Raw genomic sequence first — 17,456 nt, 5'->3', positions numbered from 1 at the left:
GGCGAAAAAACTGCGAAAAGCTGAGGCCAGCCGTTGTGGATTAAATGTGCCGCAGGGGATCAGAGCAGCACCACATCATATTGTTCCTGGGAATACATGGTTTCGACCTGAAAGCGTATGGTGCGACCGATGAACCCTTCAAGCTCGGCGACGTTACCGGACTCTTCATCGAGCAAACGGTCCACTACTTTCTGGTTCGCCAACACCCGATAACCCTCGGCCTGATAGGCGCGGGCTTCACGCAGAATCTCGCGGAAAATCTCGTAACAGATGGTTTCCGGGGTCTTCAACTTGCCCCGGCCCTGGCAACTGCTGCACGGCTCGCACAGCACTTGTTCAAGGCTTTCGCGGGTGCGCTTACGGGTCATCTGCACCAGGCCCAACTCGGTGATGCCAATGATGTTGGTCTTGGCGTGATCACGTTCGAGCTGTTTCTCCAGGGTGCGCAGCACCTGGCGCTGATGTTCTTCATCTTCCATGTCGATGAAGTCGATGATGATGATCCCGCCCAGATTGCGCAGGCGCATCTGCCGGGCAATCGCAGTGGCGGCTTCGAGGTTGGTCTTGAAGATGGTTTCTTCAAGGTTGCGATGGCCTACAAACGCGCCGGTGTTAACGTCGATGGTGGTCATGGCTTCCGCCGGATCGACCACCAGATAGCCGCCGGACTTGAGCGGCACTTTGCGCTCGAGGGCTTTCTGGATTTCGTCTTCGACGCCATACAGGTCGAAAATCGGCCGCTCGCCCGGGTAGTGTTCCAGACGATCGGCGATTTCCGGCATCAGTTCGGCGACAAACTGTGTGGTTTTCTGGAAGGTTTCCCGGGAGTCGATACGGATCTTCTCGATCTTCGGGCTGACCAGATCGCGCAGGGTACGCAGCGCCAGACCGAGGTCTTCGTAGATGACACTCGGTGCGCCGATGGTCTGGATCTGCGCGTTGATCTGGTCCCACAGGCGCCGCAGGTAGCGGATGTCCATGAGGATTTCATCGGCCCCGGCGCCTTCGGCGGCGGTACGCAGGATGAAGCCGCCAGCCTCCTTGATCCCTTCCTTGGCCACGCAATCGCTGACCACCTGCTTGAGGCGCTCGCGCTCGGCTTCGTCTTCGATCTTCAGGGAAATGCCGACATGGGCGGTGCGCGGCATGTACACCAGATAGCGCGACGGAATCGACAGCTGGGTGGTCAGGCGCGCGCCTTTGGAACCGATCGGGTCCTTGGTGACCTGCACCACCAGGCTCTGCCCTTCGTGCACCAGCGCGCTGATGCTTTCCACCGCCGGGCCTTCGCGCAGGGAGATTTCCGAGGCGTGAATGAATGCCGCACGGTCCAGACCGATATCGACAAATGCCGCCTGCATGCCCGGTAGCACCCTGACGATCTTGCCTTTATAGATGTTGCCGACGATCCCGCGTTTTTGCGTGCGCTCGACGTGGACTTCTTGCAGCACACCGTTTTCGACCACCGCCACGCGCGATTCCATCGGCGTGATGTTGATCAGAATCTCTTCACTCATGGCAGGGTCTCGTTCAGGCATGTTCACGATAATGGCCGCATCTTGATCCATACGACGCTCATTGCGCGTTCAGGTTTTGCCAACAGGGTATGCCGAAATGGCCCAACAGTTCTGCGGTTTCGCAAACCGGCAGCCCGACCACCGCCGAATAGCTGCCATTGAGCCCGGCGACAAACACCGCGCCGAGGCCCTGAATGCCATATCCGCCGGCCTTGTCCCGAGGTTCGCCACTGGCCCAGTAGGCCGCCGCCTCTTCGCGGCTGATCGGGCGGAAGCGCACCAGACTGCGCACCACGCGCGACTCGCAACGCTGGCCGTCCAGCACAGCGATGGCGGTCAGCACTTCATGCTCTTTGCCGGACAACATCATCAGCATGGCGCATGCGTCGGCTTCGTCCACCGGTTTGCCAAGAATTTTATCGTCGAGGACCACGGCAGTGTCCGCCCCCAGTACGCAAAACGGCGCGTCGCAGGCGAGCGCGCGTCGACCAGCCTCGGCCTTGCCACGCGCCAGGCGCTCGACATAGGCCGAAGGCAATTCTTCGGCAAGCGGGGTTTCGTCGATTTCCGCGTTGATGGCGGAGAACGGCACGCCGATCTGCGTGAGCAATTCACGCCGGCGCGGCGAACCAGAGGCGAGGTAAAGCGGCTTCATCAAGACATCTCCCTTGTCGAGGTGCGGGCACATGCCTGACCGAATCAGTTGATTTTGTAGCGCCGGCGCAATCCACGCAAAGCGAAGCTGACCCAAGGCCAGAGCAACGCGCTGGTCAATGCCGGCAGTACCAGTGCCAGCGTTGGCTGGCGGTTGCCGGTCAGGGCGCTGAGCCACAGTTGAACCAGCTGAGCGAGGCCGAAGATCACCAGGATCACCAGGCATTGCTGCCACATCGGGAACATCCGCAGACGCTGCTGCAACGACAGCACCAGGAAGGTGATCAGCGTCAGGATCAACGCGTTCTGCCCAAGCAGCGTGCCGTACAGCACGTCTTCGGCCAGTCCCAGGCAAAACGCGGTAACCATGCCGACCGTTTGCGGCAGGGCCAGAGCCCAGAACGCCAGGAGCAGCGCCAGCCACAGCGGGCGCAGGATCTCCATGAATTGCGGCATCGGCGACACACTGAGCAGCAGGCCGATGAGAAACGTCAGCCAGACCATCCAACCGTTACGCGAAGCGGTAGCCCCGACCATTATTCTTGTCTCCCGGTGTTGGCCGGCGTGGTGACAGGCGGTTTGGCCGCTGGTCGAACCGCCGGCTGGGACGCTGCAGGCCGGCTATTCGCGGGCGTGGCTGCAGTTGGTTTGGCAGGCGGCTTGCTGGCGACCGGTTTGGCCGGCGTAGCGCTGACTGCCGGCGTGGCGGTCGCGGCCGGCGCAGTCACCGCTGCAGGCGGTGTCACGGTTTTCGGCACCGTGGCCGGAATCACCGGTCCACCGCCCTGCGCATCAAGATTTTCCTGAGCCTGCGCCGCATCGTTGGCGCGCTCTTCGGCGGTGCGGTTGTCGCTGAATACCAGCAGCAGATAACGGCTGCGGTTCAACGCAGCGGTCGGCACCGCACGGACAATCGCGAAAGGCTGACCGGAGTCGTGGATGACTTCCTTGACCGTTGCCACCGGATAGCCGGCCGGGAAGCGCTGCCCGAGACCGGAGCTGACCAGCAGATCGCCTTCCTTGATGTCAGCGGTGTCGGCGACGTGCCGCAGTTCCAGACGTTCCGGGTTGCCGGTGCCGCTGGCAATCGCCCGCAGACCGTTACGGTTCACCTGGACAGGAATGCTGTGCGTGGTGTCGGTCAGCAGCAGCACACGGGAGGTGTACGGCATCAACTCGACCACCTGGCCCATCAGACCGCGCGCATCGAGCACCGGCTGACCGAGCACCACGCCATCGCGCTCACCCTTATTGATGATGATGCGATGGGTGAAGGGATTGGGATCCATGCCGATCAACTCGGCCACTTCGACCTTTTCGTTGACCAGTGCGGAGGAATTGAGCAACTCGCGCAGCCGCACGTTCTGCTCGGTGAGAGCGGCGAGCTTTTGCATGCGGCCCTGCAACAGCAGGTTCTCGGTCTTGAGTTTTTCGTTTTCGGCGACCAGCTCGGTGCGACTGCCAAACTGACTGGCGACACCATCCCACAACCGGCCGGGCAGGTCGGTGATCCAGTAGGCATCCATCAGCACCAGCGACGCTTGCTTGCGCGCAGGCTTGAGCAGGTCAAAGCGGGCATCGACCACCATCAGCGCGATCGACAGCACGGCCAGCACCAACAGGCGCACGCCCAACGAAGGGCCCTTGGCGAAAAGCGGTTTAATAAGCCGCTCCTCCCAGGCAAATGTTCTGTTTATTCATACGGCATCAAACCGGCCTGGATGAAGACTGACAGAAGATAAACGCCAACAGGCAGCACTGCAAAGTGCTGCCTGTGCGCTCACCCACGTATTGCAACCCAGCGCTTATTCGCTGGAGAGCAGGTCCATGGTGTGCTTGTCCATCATTTCCAATGCACGGCCACCGCCGCGAGCAACGCAGGTCAGCGGATCTTCGGCAACGATCACCGGCAGACCGGTTTCCTGGGCCAGCAACTTGTCGAGGTCACGCAGCAGCGCGCCACCACCGGTCAGCACCAGACCACGCTCGGCGATGTCGGAAGCCAGTTCTGGCGGCGACTGCTCCAGGGCGCTTTTCACGGCCTGAACGATGGTTGCCAGGGACTCTTGCAGAGCTTCCAGCACTTCATTGGAGTTCAGGGTGAATGCGCGTGGAACGCCTTCGGCCAGGTTGCGACCGCGAACGTCGACTTCGCGAACTTCGCCGCCCGGGTAGGCTGTACCGATTTCCTGCTTGATGCGCTCGGCCGTCGATTCACCGATCAGGCTGCCGTAGTTACGGCGCACGTAGGTGATGATCGCTTCGTCGAAGCGGTCGCCGCCCACGCGGACGGATTCGGCGTAGACCACACCGTTCAGGGAGATCAGCGCGATTTCGGTCGTACCACCGCCGATATCGACGACCATCGAGCCACGGGCTTCTTCAACCGGCAGGCCGGCACCGATCGCAGCAGCCATCGGCTCTTCGATCAGGAACACTTCACGGGCACCGGCACCAAGGGCCGATTCACGGATGGCACGACGCTCAACCTGGGTGGATTTGCATGGAACGCAGATCAGCACACGAGGGCTGGGCTGCAGAAAGCTGTTTTCGTGAACCTTGTTGATAAAGTATTGCAGCATCTTTTCGCAGACGCTGAAGTCGGCAATCACGCCGTCCTTCATCGGACGAATGGCAGCAATGTTGCCCGGCGTACGGCCGAGCATGCGCTTGGCTTCGGTGCCGACAGCGACGACACTTTTCTGGTTACCGTGTGTCCGAATGGCCACAACCGATGGCTCATTCAGGACGATACCGCGCTCGCGCACGTAAATAAGGGTGTTGGCAGTGCCCAGGTCAATGGAGAGATCGCTGGAAAACATGCCACGCAGTTTCTTGAACATGGGAAAGGGACCCTAGGCAACGCGTGGGTAAAAAAGTGCGGCAAACTCTAACAACGACAGGGATTTTGGGCAAGGCGCCAATATGTTAAATTGGCCGCTTTTCTGTGCACCAAGCCCCACAATCGCGGCCTTATGACCGTAGAAGTGCGGTAGTGTTCCGACAATCTAACACACGGACGCCGTCCGTTCTGTTTTCCACTGGAGAATCCCGATGGCGCTAGAACGCTCCGACGTGGAAAAAATCGCGCATCTGGCCTGCCTTGGCCTGAATGATGCCGATCTTCCGCACATTACTTCCGCCCTCAACAGCATTCTCGGGCTGGTCGACGAAATGCAGGCCGTCGATACCGACGGTATCGAGCCTTTGGCCCACCCGCTGGAAGCCAGTCAGCGCCTGCGCGCCGACGTCGTGACCGAGACCAATCACCGCGAGGCCTATCAGTCCATCGCACCAGCGGTCGAAAACGGCCTGTATCTGGTTCCGAAAGTCATCGACTAAAGGGAAAGAGCCTGCAATGCATCAAATGACTCTGGCCGAGATCGCCCGCGGTCTCGCCGATAAAAAGTTTTCCTCCGAAGAGCTGACCAAAGTCCTGCTGGCGCGTATTACCCAGCTCGATCCGCAGCTCAACAGCTTCATCAGCCTCACCGAAGAGCTGGCGCTTGCGCAGGCGAAAGCCGCCGACGCGCGTCGGGCCAACGGTGAGAGCGGTGCCCTGCTTGGCGCGCCGATCGCCCACAAGGACCTGTTCTGCACCCAGGGCATCCGCACCAGTTGCGGCTCGAAGATGCTCGACAACTTTAAAGCGCCATACGACGCCACCGTGGTTGCGAAACTGGCGGCTGCCGGTGCCGTGACGCTGGGCAAGACCAACATGGACGAGTTCGCCATGGGTTCGGCCAACGAATCGAGCTGGTACGGCGCGGTGAAAAACCCGTGGAACCTGGAACACGTACCGGGCGGTTCGTCCGGTGGTTCGGCCGCGGCGGTTGCCGCGCGCCTGTTGCCGGCGGCCACGGCCACCGACACCGGTGGTTCGATCCGTCAGCCCGCCGCGTTCACCAACCTCACCGGCCTGAAACCGACCTACGGTCGCGTATCGCGCTGGGGCATGATCGCTTACGCCTCCAGTCTCGATCAGGGCGGCCCGCTGGCGCGCACCGCCGAAGACTGCGCGATTTTGTTGCAAGGTATGGCCGGGTTCGATCAGAACGATTCGACCAGCATCGATGAGCCGGTTCCGGATTACTCCGCGGGTCTCAACACTTCGCTGCAAGGCCTGCGCATCGGCGTGCCGAAGGAATACTTCAGCGCCGGTCTCGACCCGCGCATCGCCGAACTGATCCAGAACAGCATCAAAGAGCTGCAGAAGCTCGGCGCCGTGATCAAGGAAATCAGCCTGCCGAACATGCAACACGCGATTCCTGCGTACTACGTGATCGCCCCGGCCGAAGCTTCCTCGAACCTGTCGCGTTTCGACGGCGTGCGCTTCGGCCATCGCTGCGAGAACCCGGAAAACCTGATCGACCTGTACAAGCGCTCGCGTGGCGAAGGCTTCGGGCCTGAAGTGCAGCGCCGGATCATGGTCGGCGCCTACGCGCTGTCCGCCGGTTACTACGACGCCTACTACCTGAAAGCGCAGAAGATCCGTCGCCTGGTGAAGAACGACTTCATGGCGGCCTTCAATGAAGTCGACATCATCCTCGGCCCGACCACGCCGAACCCGGCCTGGAAGCTCGGCGCAAAGAACAGCGATCCGGTCGCTGCCTATCTGGAAGACGTCTACACCATCACCGCCAACCTCGCGGGCCTGCCGGGTCTGTCGATGCCGGCCGGTTTTGTCGACGGTCTGCCGGTGGGCGTGCAGTTGCTCGCGCCGTATTTCCAGGAAGGTCGCCTGTTGAACGTTGCCCACCAGTATCAGTTACACACTGACTGGCACACCCGCACCCCGCAGGGGTTTTGAAACTGCTGCGCTCGGTAATGCTGCGTTGAAAACTGGCTCGTAATGCTCATTGACTAAAGTCAACTCCGCTTACTCGCCAGTTTTCGCCTTGCCTTACCTTCGCTCGCAACGTTTCAAAATCCCCAGCAAAAGGCTAGGAGACACACATGCAATGGGAAGTCGTGATCGGGCTGGAGATTCACACTCAGCTCACTACCCGGTCGAAAATCTTTTCCGGTAGTTCCACCCAGTTCGGCTCCGAGCCGAACACCCAGGCCAGCCTGATCGACCTGGGCATGCCCGGCGTATTGCCGGTACTGAACCAGGAAGCGGTACGCATGGCGGTGATGTTCGGTCTGGCGATTGACGCCGAGATCGGCCAGCACAACGTGTTCGCGCGGAAAAACTACTTCTACCCGGACCTGCCGAAGGGCTACCAGATCAGCCAGATGGAATTGCCGATCGTCGGCAAGGGCCACCTGGACATCGCCCTGGAAGACGGCACGGTCAAGCGCGTCGGTATCACCCGCGCGCACCTGGAAGAAGACGCCGGCAAGAGCCTGCACGAAGAATTCAATGGTGCCACCGGCATCGACCTGAACCGTGCCGGCACGCCGCTGCTGGAAATCGTTTCCGAGCCGGACATGCGCAGCGCCAAGGAAGCCGTGGCTTACGTCAAGGCGATCCACGCGCTGGTGCGTTACCTGGGCATCTGCGACGGCAACATGGCCGAAGGCTCGCTGCGTTGCGACTGCAACGTCTCGGTCCGCCCGAAAGGCCAGGTCGAATTCGGCACCCGCTGCGAGATCAAGAACGTCAACTCGTTCCGCTTCATCGAGAAGGCGATCAACTCCGAGATCCAGCGGCAGATCGAGCTGATCGAAGACGGCGGCAAAGTGATCCAGCAGACCCGTCTGTACGATCCGAACAAGGACGAGACCCGTCCGATGCGTTCCAAAGAGGAAGCCAACGACTACCGTTACTTCCCCGATCCGGACCTGCTGCCGGTGGTCATCGAAGAGTCGTTCCTCGGCGAGGTGCGCGCCACCCTGCCAGAACTGCCACCGCAAAAGCGCGAGCGTTTCCAGAGCCAGTTCGGTCTGTCGGCCTACGACGCCAACGTGCTGGCCACCAGCCGTGAGCAAGCGGACTACTTCGAAAAAGTCGCGGCCATCGGTGGCGACGCCAAACTGGCGGCGAACTGGGTGATGGTCGAGTTGGGCAGCCTGCTCAACAAGCAAGGCCTGGACATCGAGGACTCGCCGGTCTCCGCCGAGCTGTTGGGCGGCATGCTGCAGCGCATCAAGGACAACACCATCTCCGGCAAGATCGCCAAAGTGGTGTTCGAAGCGATGGCCAACGGCGAAGGCACGGCGGACGAGATCATCGACAAGCGTGGCCTCAAGCAAGTGACCGACAGCGGCGCGATCTCGGCGGTACTGGACGAAATGCTCGCGGCCAACGCCGAGCAGGTCGAACAATACCGCGCGGCAGACGAAGCCAAACGCGGCAAGATGTTCGGCTTCTTCGTCGGTCAGGCCATGAAGGCTTCGAAAGGCAAAGCCAACCCGCAGCAAGTGAACGAACTGCTGAAAAGCAAGCTCGAAGGCTGATGAAAATGGAGCCAGACAAACAGCCTGGCTCCATCCCCTGTGGGAACAATCTATGGCTGAAGGGGTTTTGTGGTGAGGGGATTTATCCCCCGATGGGCTGCGAAACGGCCCCGATTCTTCTGTATCTGGAATTTGGGGGCGCTGCGCGCCCCATCGGGGATAAATCCCCTCGCCACAGACGCTGATCTCCACATTGTGTTGTTTCCACATTTGTTTTGTGGAGCTTTCGAATGAAACGCCTGCTCGGCGCCTGCGCCCTGCTCTCCTTGCTCGCCGGTTGCGCCAGCAAAGACATCATCGACCCGCACGGTTACGACCAGACTGGCGTCGCTTCCTATTACGGTGCCAAGCACCACGGTAAACGCACCGCCAGCGGCGAAGCGTTCAACCAGAATTCCCTGACCGCCGCCCATCGCCAACTGCCGTTCGGCACGCGGGTGAAGGTCACCAACCTGAAAAACGACAAATCCTGCGTTGTGCGCATCAATGATCGCGGCCCGCACACCCGTGGCCGCTTGATCGATGTCTCCCGTGAAGCGGCCGAGCGCCTCGGCATGCTCGGCAGCGGCACGGCACGCGTGCGCATACAGGCCCTCGACGACTGATGGAGCGCTGACCATTTTTGCTCTGGCCGATTTACCGCTGATCAACGTGATCGAGTTGCTCAGCGGCCTGATCCTGTTGATCCTCGGCGCCGAACTGATGGTGCGCGCTGCTGTGCGTCTGGCCGCGCGCCTGCATGTGCGCCCGCTGATCATCGGCCTGACCATCGTCGCCCTCGGCAGCAGCGCCCCGCAAATGGCGGTCAGCCTGCAAGCGACCCTGACGCACAACCCCGACATCGCCGTCGGCAGCGTGATCGGCAGCAGCATCTTCAACATCCTCGTGACCCTTGGTCTGTCGGCGCTGATCATTCCGCTGCGGGTCTCGCGGCAACTGGTGCGCCTGGATATTCCGCTGATGATCGGCGCCAGCGTGCTGGTGTTTGTCCTCGCCTGGAACGAACAGATCGGTCGCTTCGACGGCGTACTGTTACTTGCGGCTTTGGCGTTGTACCTCAGTTTGTTGCTGCGCCAGTCGCGGCACTCGGCGCGTCCGCATTCGCAATTGCCGCAAGCCCCGCAGGTGCCGTGGTTCAGCAGTCTGTTGATGATCGTTGTCGGCTTGGCGCTGCTGGTGTTCGCCGGGCATTTGCTGCTCGGCGCAGCGGTGGCGGTGGCGACGGACCTGGGTTTTTCCGAACGGGTGATCGGCCTGACCGTGGTCGCAGTCGGCACCTCGCTGCCGGAACTTGCCACCTCGCTGATCGCCGCACTGCGCGGACAGCGCGATATCGCCGTGGGCAACGTGATCGGCGCCAACCTGTTCAACCTACTCGGGGTGCTCGGGGTAACCGCGTTGATTGCGCCGACACCGTTGTCGGTCTCGCCCAATGCGCTGGATTTCGACTTGCCGGTGATGCTCGGCGTCGCCGCGCTGTGCCTGCCGGTGTTCTATTCCGGCTATCGCGTGACCCGCGCTGAAGGTTTGTTGTTGCTCGGTTTGTACGCGGCTTACGGGCTGCACGTGGTGTCGTTCACCACCGGCATGCCACTGGCCGGCAAACTGGAAAAGCTGATGCTGTTTTACGTGCTGCCAACGCTGCTGGCGTTTCTGTTGTTCACGTCCGTACGCGCCTGGCGCCGCCAACACCACAAGAGGGATGTGCCATGACCGATTCGCAGAAAACCGGGGTTGAAATCCGCCGCCAGGTAATGGGCGACGCGTTTGTCGACCGCGCGCTGGGCAATGCCACCGAGTTCACTCAACCCTTGCAGGATTTCGTCAACGAACACGCCTGGGGCGGCGTGTGGAATCGCGAAGGTTTGCCGCTGAAGACTCGCAGCCTGATCACCCTCGCCGCGCTGACCGCGTTGAAGTGCCCGCAGGAATTGAAGGGTCACGTGCGTGGCGCGTTGAACAATGGCTGCACGGTCGATGAGATCCGTGAGGCGCTGCTGCATTGCGCGGTGTACGCCGGCGTACCGGCGGCGATCGATGCGTTCCGCGCGGCGCAGGAAGTGATCGACAGTTATCAGAAAAACTAAAAGATCGCAGCCTTCGGCAGCTCCTACAGGAGAACGCATTCCAATGTAGGAGCTGCCGCAGGCTGCGATCTTTTGATCTTGCCCTTCAGATCCACCCACCCCACTGCAACAGAAAGATCCCGATATTGGTGGTCACCGCCGCCATCAGCGTGGTCAGCACAATGATCGCCGCTGCCAGCTCATGATTGCCCTGCGCTGCCCGGGCCATGACGAAACTCGCCGCCGCCGTCGGGCTGCCGAAGTACAGAAACAGAATCCCCAGCTCCGCCCCGCGAAAGCCCCACAGCCATGCGCCCAGCGTGGCAATCACCGGCAGGCCGATCATCTTCACCAGACTCGAGCTGAGCGCCATGTTGCCGCTTTTGCGCAGCGCCGCCAGCGACAGCGTACCGCCAATGCAGATCAGGGCCAGCGGCAGCGTGGTTTGCGCCAGGTACTGGCCGGAGGTTTCCAGCCAGCCCGGCAGACCGATCTTGAAATAAGCGAACGGCGCCGCCGCGATCACGCTGATAATCAGCGGATTGCTGACCACGCTTTTGCAGATGCTCCACGGATCGGACTTGATCACCGGGCTGTACACCGCAAGCACGATGGTCGACAGCGTGTTGTAGAACAGGATCACCAGCGCCGCGAGAATTGCCCCGAGAGAAATCCCGTAGTCGCCGTACATGCTCGCCGCCAGCGCCAAACCAATCACCCCGTTGTTGCCGCGAAACGCGCCTTGGGTGTAGATGCCCCGGTCTTCACGCGGGCAGCGGAAAATCGCCCAGCCCCAGGCCAGGGCAAAACTGACCAGCGTGGCGAGGGCGAAATAGATGAGCAGCGCCGGTTGCAACGCGGCATGCAGGTCCGCATGCAGGATGCCGAGAAACAGCAGTGCCGGCATGCTGACGTTGAACACCAGCGAGGAGGCGGTGTGGATGAAGTTGTCGTTGATCCAGTCGATGCGCTTGAGCAACACCCCGAGGAACAGCATGGCGAACACCGGCGCGGTGATGTTCAGGGTTTCGAGGAAGATTGCCAGCATGCCGGGGGAGCCTTTGGGTGAGCGTCGTCAGGGGCTAATGATAAGCCACTGAGTTGCCATTGAAGATCAAAAGATCGCAGCCTGCGGCAGCTCCTACAGTGGAATTCGCGTTTCCCTGTAGGAGCTGCCGCAGGCTGCGATCTTTTTTGGACTCAGGTAATCGGCGCCGGATTGAACAACGTAATGTCGTTATGCAGCTTGTGCTTCTCCGCCCATGTCTGCTGCTTGCCGCTGGCCACATCCAGGTAGTAATGGAACAGCTCCCAGCCCAACTCCTCGATCGACGCGCGTCCGGTGGCGATACGTCCGGCATCGATATCGATCAGATCCGGCCAGCGCTGTGCCAACTCCGAACGCGTCGAGACCTTCACCACTGGCGCCATCGCCAGGCCATACGGCGTACCTCGCCCGGTGGTGAACACATGCAGGTTCATCCCCGCGGCCAACTGCAAGGTGCCGCAGACAAAATCACTCGCTGGCGTCGCGCAGAAGATCAAACCCTTCTGCTTGAAACGTTCGCCCGGGCCGAGCACGCCATTGATCGCGCTGCTGCCGGATTTGACGATCGAGCCCAGCGACTTCTCGACAATGTTCGACAACCCGCCCTTCTTGTTGCCCGGCGTGGTATTGGCGCTGCGATCCGCTTCGCCCTTGGCCAGATAGCGGTCGTACCAGTCCATCTCGCGCACCAGCTCCTGGGCCACGGTCTTGGTTTCGGCACGGGACGTCAGCAGATAGATCGCATCGCGCACTTCGGTGACTTCGGAAAACATCACCGTCGCCCCGGCGCGCAGCAGCAAGTCCGAGGCATATCCCAGCGCCGGATTGGCGGTGATACCGGAGAACGCATCGCTGCCGCCGCACTGCATGCCGAGGATCAGCTCGGAGGCCGGCACGGTTTCGCGGCGGCGCTGGTCAAGCTTCTGCAAACGGACTTCGGCCAGCGCCATGATCTGCTCGATCATCTCGGTGAAACCGTGACTGGAATCCTGCAAGCGATACAGCCATGGCTCGCTCAAGTCGACCGACGCATCGTCCTCGTGCATCACCTGCCCGGCCTGCAATTTCTCGCAGCCCAGACTGATCACCAGCGCCTCGCCACCCAGGTTCGGGTTGCGCGCCAGGTTGCGCACGGTGCGGATCGGGATGTAGGCGTCAGTGGCGGTGATCGCCACGCCGCAGCCGTAGCTGTGGGTCAGCGCCACCACGTCATCGACGTGCGGGTACTTCGGCAGCAGCTCGTCCTTGATGCGTTTCACCGCGTGATCGAGCACGCCAGTCACGCACTGCACCGTGGTGGTGATCCCGAGAATGTTGCGTGTGCCGACGGTGCCGTCAGCGTTGCGATAACCCTCGAACGTGAAGCCTTCCAGCGGCGACTGCGCGGCCGGCACTTCGGTGGACAGCGGCAGGCTGTCCAGCGGCGGCGCGGTCGGCATGCGCAGTTGATCTTCCTTGACCCAGCTGCCCCGCGGGATCGGCTGCAACGCGTAGCCGATGGTCTGGCCGTAGCGAATCACCTGGCCGCCCTCGGGAATGTCCTCGAGGGTGACCTTGTGGCTCTGCGGCACAAAGTCCACGGTCACCAGACCGTCCGGGAACTCAGTGCCGGCCGGTACGCCCTGGTCGTTGACCACAATCACTACGTTGTCCCGCTCGTGCAGGCGGATGTAGCGCGGCGAGTCGGAATGTTCAATCAACTGCATGACGCCGCTCCTCAGGAATGCGCTTGAGACAATTTGCCGGTGACTTCAGAACCACCGTTGGTGGGCGGCTCTTTGAGCACCACACGTTTGATCGGGCCGACGATCACCAGGTAGCTGAACACCGCAAACAGTGCGTTGGCACCGACGAACACCAGCGCCCACTTGAACGAACCGGTGGAGCTGATGATGTAGCCAATCACGATCGGCGTGGTAATCGAAGCGAGATTGCCGAAGGTGTTGAACAACCCGCCACTCAGGCCAGCGATCTGTTTTGGCGAAGTGTCGGAAACCACCGCCCAACCCAGCGCGCCCACGCCTTTGCCGAAGAAGGCCAGGGCCATGAAACCAACGACCATCCATTCCACGTCAACATAGTTGCAGGCCACGATGCTGCTCGATACCAGCAAGCCGGCAATGATCGGCGCCTTGCGGGCGAAGGTCAGCGAATGCCCTTTGCGCAGCAGGTAATCGGAAATCACCCCGCCGAGCACCCCACCAATAAAGCCGCAGATCGCCGGCAACGAGGCAATGAAACCGGCCTTGAGGATGGTCATGCCGCGCTCCTGCACCAGGTACACCGGGAACCAGGTCAGGAAGAAATAAGTGATGCCGTTGATGCAGTACTGGCCCAGATACACGCCGAGCATCATGCGGTTGGTCAGCAACTGACGGATGTAATCCCACTTCGGCCCGTCGGCTTTTTTGCCTTGCTTGACGTCCATGTCGACCATGCCGCCATTGTCGGCGATGAACTGCACTTCGGCTTCGTTGGCCAGCGGATGCTGACGCGGGCTGTGGATAACCTTGAGCCAGACCAGCGAGAAGATGATGCCGAGGATACCCATGACAATGAACACGTGCTCCCAACCGAAGCGATACACGATCCAGCCCATCAGCGGTGCAAACAGCACAGTGGCGAAGTATTGCGCCGAGTTGAAGATCGCCGAGGCCGTACCGCGTTCAGCGGTCGGGAACCAGGCCGCGACAATCCGTGCGTTACCGGGAAAAGATGGCGCCTCCGCCAGACCGACCAGGAAGCGCAGCATGAACAGCGCAACGATCGCCGTGGACATGCCGAACTCACCGACAAAGCCTTGCAGCACGGTGAACAGCGACCAGGTGAAAATGCTCAGGGCGTAGACTTTTTTCGAGCCGAAGCGATCGAGCAGCCAGCCACCGGGAATCTGTCCGGCAACGTAGGCCCACCCGAAAGCGGAGAAGATATAACCGAGGGTGACCGCGTCGATACCGAGGTCTTTTTGCAGGCTGGAACCGGCGATGGCGATGGTCGCTCGGTCGGCGTAGTTGATCGTGGTCACCAGAAACAGCATGAGCAGGATCAAATAGCGGACGTGAGTCGGCTTGGACGATTGCATGTAGATGTACTCCCACTGATTATTTTTATGCGCGGGTGAATCTTTCTTTGGTCTGGCTTTTGTGGGAGCTGGCTTGCCAGCGATGGCATCACCGCGGTACGACGAACTATCGCATCGTCCGCATCGCTGGCAAGCCAGCTCCCACAGGTATTGCGTGTATCAGGAGCCGATGTAGCTGGTCTTCACGACCGTGTAGAACTCTTGCGCATAGCGGCCTTGCTCACGTGAGCCATAGGATGAACCCTTACGGCCCCCGAACGGAACGTGGTAATCGACACCGGCGGTCGGCAGGTTGACCATCACCATCCCGGCCTGCGAATGGCGCTTGAAGTGGTTGGCGTACTTCAGCGACGTGGTGGCGATACCGGCGGACAAACCGAACTCGGTGTCGTTGGCCATCGCCAGCGCCGCCTCGTAATCGGCCACGCGAACGATGTTGGCCACCGGGCCAAAGATTTCTTCACGGCTGATGCGCATCGACGCTTCGCTGTCGGCAAACAGCGTTGGCGCGAGGAAGTAGCCTTCGGTGTCGCAGGTCACCAGACCACCGCCGCTGACCAGACGTGCACCTTCGGACTGGCCGATGTCGATGTACTTCATGTCCTGTTCCAGCTGCGCCTGGGAAACCACCGGACCGATGTCGGTGCCGGATTTCAGCGCGTGGCCGACCTTGATCGACTGCATGCGCTCGGCCATGGCTTCGACGAACTTGTCATGAATCCCGGCAGTGACGATCAAACGACTCGACGCCGTGCAACGCTGGCCGGTGGAGTAGAACGCGCTCTGCACCGAGAGCTCGACCGCTTGCTTGAGGTCGGCATCGTCGAGAATGATCTGCGGGTTCTTGCCGCCCATTTCCAGCTGAACCTTGGCCTGGCGCGACACGCAGTTGACCGCGATCTGCCGACCGACGCCGACCGAACCGGTGAAACTGATGCCGTCGACTTTCGGGCTGTTGACCAGCGCGTCGCCGACCACCCGACCGCTGCCCATCACCAGGTTGAACACACCGGCCGGGAAGCCTGCGCGGGAGATGATTTCCGCCAGCGCCCAGGCACAACCTGGCACCAGATCGGCAGGTTTGAGCACCACGCAGTTGCCGTAGGCCAGCGCCGGAGCAATCTTCCATGCCGGGATCGCAATCGGGAAGTTCCACGGGGTGATCAGACCGACCACGCCGAGAGCTTCCCGGGTGACTTCGACATTGACGCCCGGGCGCACCGACGGCACATAGTCGCCGGACAGACGCAGGCATTCACCGGCGAAAAACTTGAAGATGTTGCCGGCGCGGGTCACTTCGCCGATGGCTTCGGGCAGGGTCTTGCCCTCTTCGCGAGCCAGCAGGGTGCCGAGTTCTTCGCGACGGGCGAGGATCTCCGTGCCGACTTTATCCAGCGCATCGTGACGGGCCTGAATGCCCGAAACCGACCAGGTCGGGAACGCGGCGCGGGCCGCATCGATGGCGGCGTGAACCTGCGTCAGGTCAGCCTTGGCGTAGTCGCCGATGATGTCGCTCAGTTCGGACGGGTTGATGTTCGCCGAGTAGTCGGCACCGGCGACCCATTCACCGTTGATGTAGTTGTCGTAGCGTTTTGCAGTTGTCACAGGGCAGCCCTCAAATCTCAAAGCCTTTACGCAAAAAGCCGCTGATTACTCAGCGGCCGCGTTTTTGTCGGGTGTTACTGCGCACCTTGCTTGTCGATCAGCGCAGCCAGCATTTCGTACTCTTCGCCGGTCAGGTCGGTCAGCGGTGCCCGCACCGGGCCTGCGTCATAGCCGGCGATTTTCGCGCCTGCCTTGACGATGCTCACGGCGTAGCCAGCCTTGCGGTTGCGGATGTCGAGGTACGGCAGGAAGAAGTCGTCGATGATCTTGCCGACGGTGGCGTGATCGTCGCGGGCAATCGCGTGGTAGAAGTCCATCGCGGTTTTCGGGATGAAGTTGAACACCGCCGACGAGTAAACCGGCACGCCCAGTGCCTTGTAGGCAGCGGCGTAGACTTCCGCGGTCGGCAGGCCGCCGAGGTAGCTGAAGCGATCACCGAGGCGGCGACGGATCGACACCATCAACTCGATATCGCCCAGACCGTCCTTGTAGCCGATCAGGTTCGGGCAGCGCTCGGCCAGACGTTCCAGCAGTGGCGCGGTCAGGCGGCAGACGTTGCGGTTGTAGACCACCACCCCGATGTTCACCGATTTGCACACGGCTTCAACGTGGGCGGCGACGCCGTCCTGACTGGCTTCGGTCAGATAGTGCGGCAGCAGCAACAGGCCTTTGGCGCCCAGGCGCTCGGCTTCCTGGGCGTACTCGATGGCCTGACGGGTCGAACCGCCGACACCGGCCAGAATCGGTACGCTGCTGGCGCAGGTGTCGACGGCAGTCTTGATGATTTCCGAGTATTCGCTGGCGGCCAAGGAGAAGAACTCACCGGTGCCGCCAGCGGCGAACAAGGCTGAAGCGCCATACGGAGCCAGCCATTCCAGACGCTTGATGTAGCCGGCGCGGTTGAAATCGCCCTGCGCGTTGAAATCGGTTACCGGGAACGACAGCAGGCCGGCAGAGAGGATGGACTTCAGTTCTTGTGGATTCATTATTCGAACACCCTGGGTAGCAACGTTTTTTGTGAGTTTTATGATTCAGCCAACGCTGAAGTTGTAGGTCATCGTACAACTTAAAAGACAACCGTC

General features: G+C 61.1%; 16 protein-coding genes. 6 read left to right on the top strand and 10 right to left on the bottom strand.

The window, feature by feature from the left end:
* Positions 1-59: 59 nt before the first annotated feature.
* The 5 genes from rng to mreB form a co-directional block, all read right to left on the bottom strand.
* Positions 60-1,517: a ribonuclease G gene (rng, locus tag GTQ41_RS04270; protein WP_007961585.1), complete on the bottom strand. Its 1,458-nt coding sequence runs from the start codon at positions 1,515-1,517 to the stop codon at positions 60-62.
* Between the two features lie 58 nt (positions 1,518-1,575).
* A complete protein-coding gene (locus tag GTQ41_RS04265) occupies positions 1,576-2,172 on the bottom strand; it encodes a nucleoside triphosphate pyrophosphatase (protein ID WP_047291285.1) in 597 nt (198 codons plus the stop codon).
* 44 nt (positions 2,173-2,216) lie between these two features.
* Entirely contained in the window at positions 2,217-2,708 is a 492-nt protein-coding gene (mreD, locus tag GTQ41_RS04260) for a rod shape-determining protein MreD (protein WP_003221660.1), read from the bottom strand.
* Positions 2,708-3,799 carry a rod shape-determining protein MreC gene (mreC, locus tag GTQ41_RS04255; protein ID WP_230679356.1) on the bottom strand — a complete coding sequence of 364 codons (1,092 nt, stop codon included), beginning with the start codon at positions 3,797-3,799 and terminating at the stop codon, positions 2,708-2,710. Before mreC ends, mreD begins: the two co-directional genes overlap by 1 nt.
* A 177-nt stretch (positions 3,800-3,976) precedes the next feature.
* Positions 3,977-5,014, bottom strand: a complete 1,038-nt coding sequence (gene mreB / locus GTQ41_RS04250; protein ID WP_002555108.1) for a rod shape-determining protein MreB — start codon at positions 5,012-5,014, stop codon at positions 3,977-3,979.
* A gap of 211 nt (positions 5,015-5,225) precedes the next feature.
* On the opposite strand from mreB, the gene gatC reads away from it, so the two are divergent.
* The 6 genes from gatC (at position 5,226) to GTQ41_RS04220 (ending at position 10,660) form a co-directional block, all read left to right on the top strand.
* Positions 5,226-5,513 carry an Asp-tRNA(Asn)/Glu-tRNA(Gln) amidotransferase subunit GatC gene (gene gatC / locus GTQ41_RS04245; RefSeq protein WP_003221657.1) on the top strand — a complete coding sequence of 96 codons (288 nt, stop codon included), beginning with the start codon at positions 5,226-5,228 and terminating at the stop codon, positions 5,511-5,513.
* A 16-nt stretch (positions 5,514-5,529) separates the two neighbouring features.
* Positions 5,530-6,981 (top strand): Asp-tRNA(Asn)/Glu-tRNA(Gln) amidotransferase subunit GatA, encoded by a 1,452-nt coding sequence (gatA, locus tag GTQ41_RS04240; RefSeq protein WP_047291281.1) that lies wholly within the window; start codon positions 5,530-5,532, stop codon positions 6,979-6,981.
* A 146-nt stretch (positions 6,982-7,127) separates the two neighbouring features.
* A complete protein-coding gene (gatB, locus tag GTQ41_RS04235; RefSeq protein ID WP_041072816.1) occupies positions 7,128-8,573 on the top strand; it encodes an Asp-tRNA(Asn)/Glu-tRNA(Gln) amidotransferase subunit GatB in 1,446 nt (481 codons plus the stop codon).
* Positions 8,574-8,803: 230 nt separating this feature from the next.
* Complete coding sequence (locus GTQ41_RS04230) at positions 8,804-9,178, top strand: septal ring lytic transglycosylase RlpA family protein (protein WP_047291279.1); 375 nt, start codon at positions 8,804-8,806, stop codon at positions 9,176-9,178.
* Positions 9,179-9,224: 46 nt separating this feature from the next.
* On the top strand, positions 9,225-10,286 hold the full coding sequence (locus tag GTQ41_RS04225; RefSeq protein WP_047291277.1) for a calcium/sodium antiporter: 1,062 nt from the start codon (positions 9,225-9,227) through the stop codon (positions 10,284-10,286).
* Positions 10,283-10,660: a carboxymuconolactone decarboxylase family protein gene (locus GTQ41_RS04220; RefSeq protein ID WP_047291274.1), complete on the top strand. Its 378-nt coding sequence runs from the start codon at positions 10,283-10,285 to the stop codon at positions 10,658-10,660. The genes GTQ41_RS04225 and GTQ41_RS04220 overlap by 4 nt, the downstream gene beginning before the upstream one ends.
* Positions 10,661-10,745: 85 nt before the next feature.
* Here the strand turns inward: GTQ41_RS04220 and GTQ41_RS04215 are convergent, their stop codons facing one another.
* The 5 genes from GTQ41_RS04215 to kdgD form a co-directional block, all read right to left on the bottom strand.
* Complete coding sequence (locus GTQ41_RS04215; protein ID WP_047291272.1) at positions 10,746-11,687, bottom strand: AEC family transporter; 942 nt, start codon at positions 11,685-11,687, stop codon at positions 10,746-10,748.
* A 152-nt stretch (positions 11,688-11,839) separates the two neighbouring features.
* A complete protein-coding gene (garD, locus tag GTQ41_RS04210; RefSeq protein WP_047291269.1) occupies positions 11,840-13,393 on the bottom strand; it encodes a galactarate dehydratase in 1,554 nt (517 codons plus the stop codon).
* A gap of 11 nt (positions 13,394-13,404) precedes the next feature.
* A complete protein-coding gene (locus GTQ41_RS04205) occupies positions 13,405-14,769 on the bottom strand; it encodes an MFS transporter (protein ID WP_047291266.1) in 1,365 nt (454 codons plus the stop codon).
* Between the two features lie 159 nt (positions 14,770-14,928).
* Positions 14,929-16,374, bottom strand: coding sequence for an aldehyde dehydrogenase family protein (locus tag GTQ41_RS04200; RefSeq protein ID WP_047291264.1), 1,446 nt, complete (start codon positions 16,372-16,374; stop codon positions 14,929-14,931).
* A gap of 74 nt (positions 16,375-16,448) precedes the next feature.
* Positions 16,449-17,360: a 5-dehydro-4-deoxyglucarate dehydratase gene (gene kdgD, locus GTQ41_RS04195; protein ID WP_047291262.1), complete on the bottom strand. Its 912-nt coding sequence runs from the start codon at positions 17,358-17,360 to the stop codon at positions 16,449-16,451.
* Positions 17,361-17,456: the final 96 nt, after the last annotated feature.

Origin of the sequence: Pseudomonas sp. AN-B15 (assembly GCF_019056475.1) — a bacterium.
Lineage (GTDB): Bacteria > Pseudomonadota > Gammaproteobacteria > Pseudomonadales > Pseudomonadaceae > Aquipseudomonas > Aquipseudomonas parakoreensis.
This window is presented reverse-complemented; position numbering and strand designations above follow the sequence as displayed.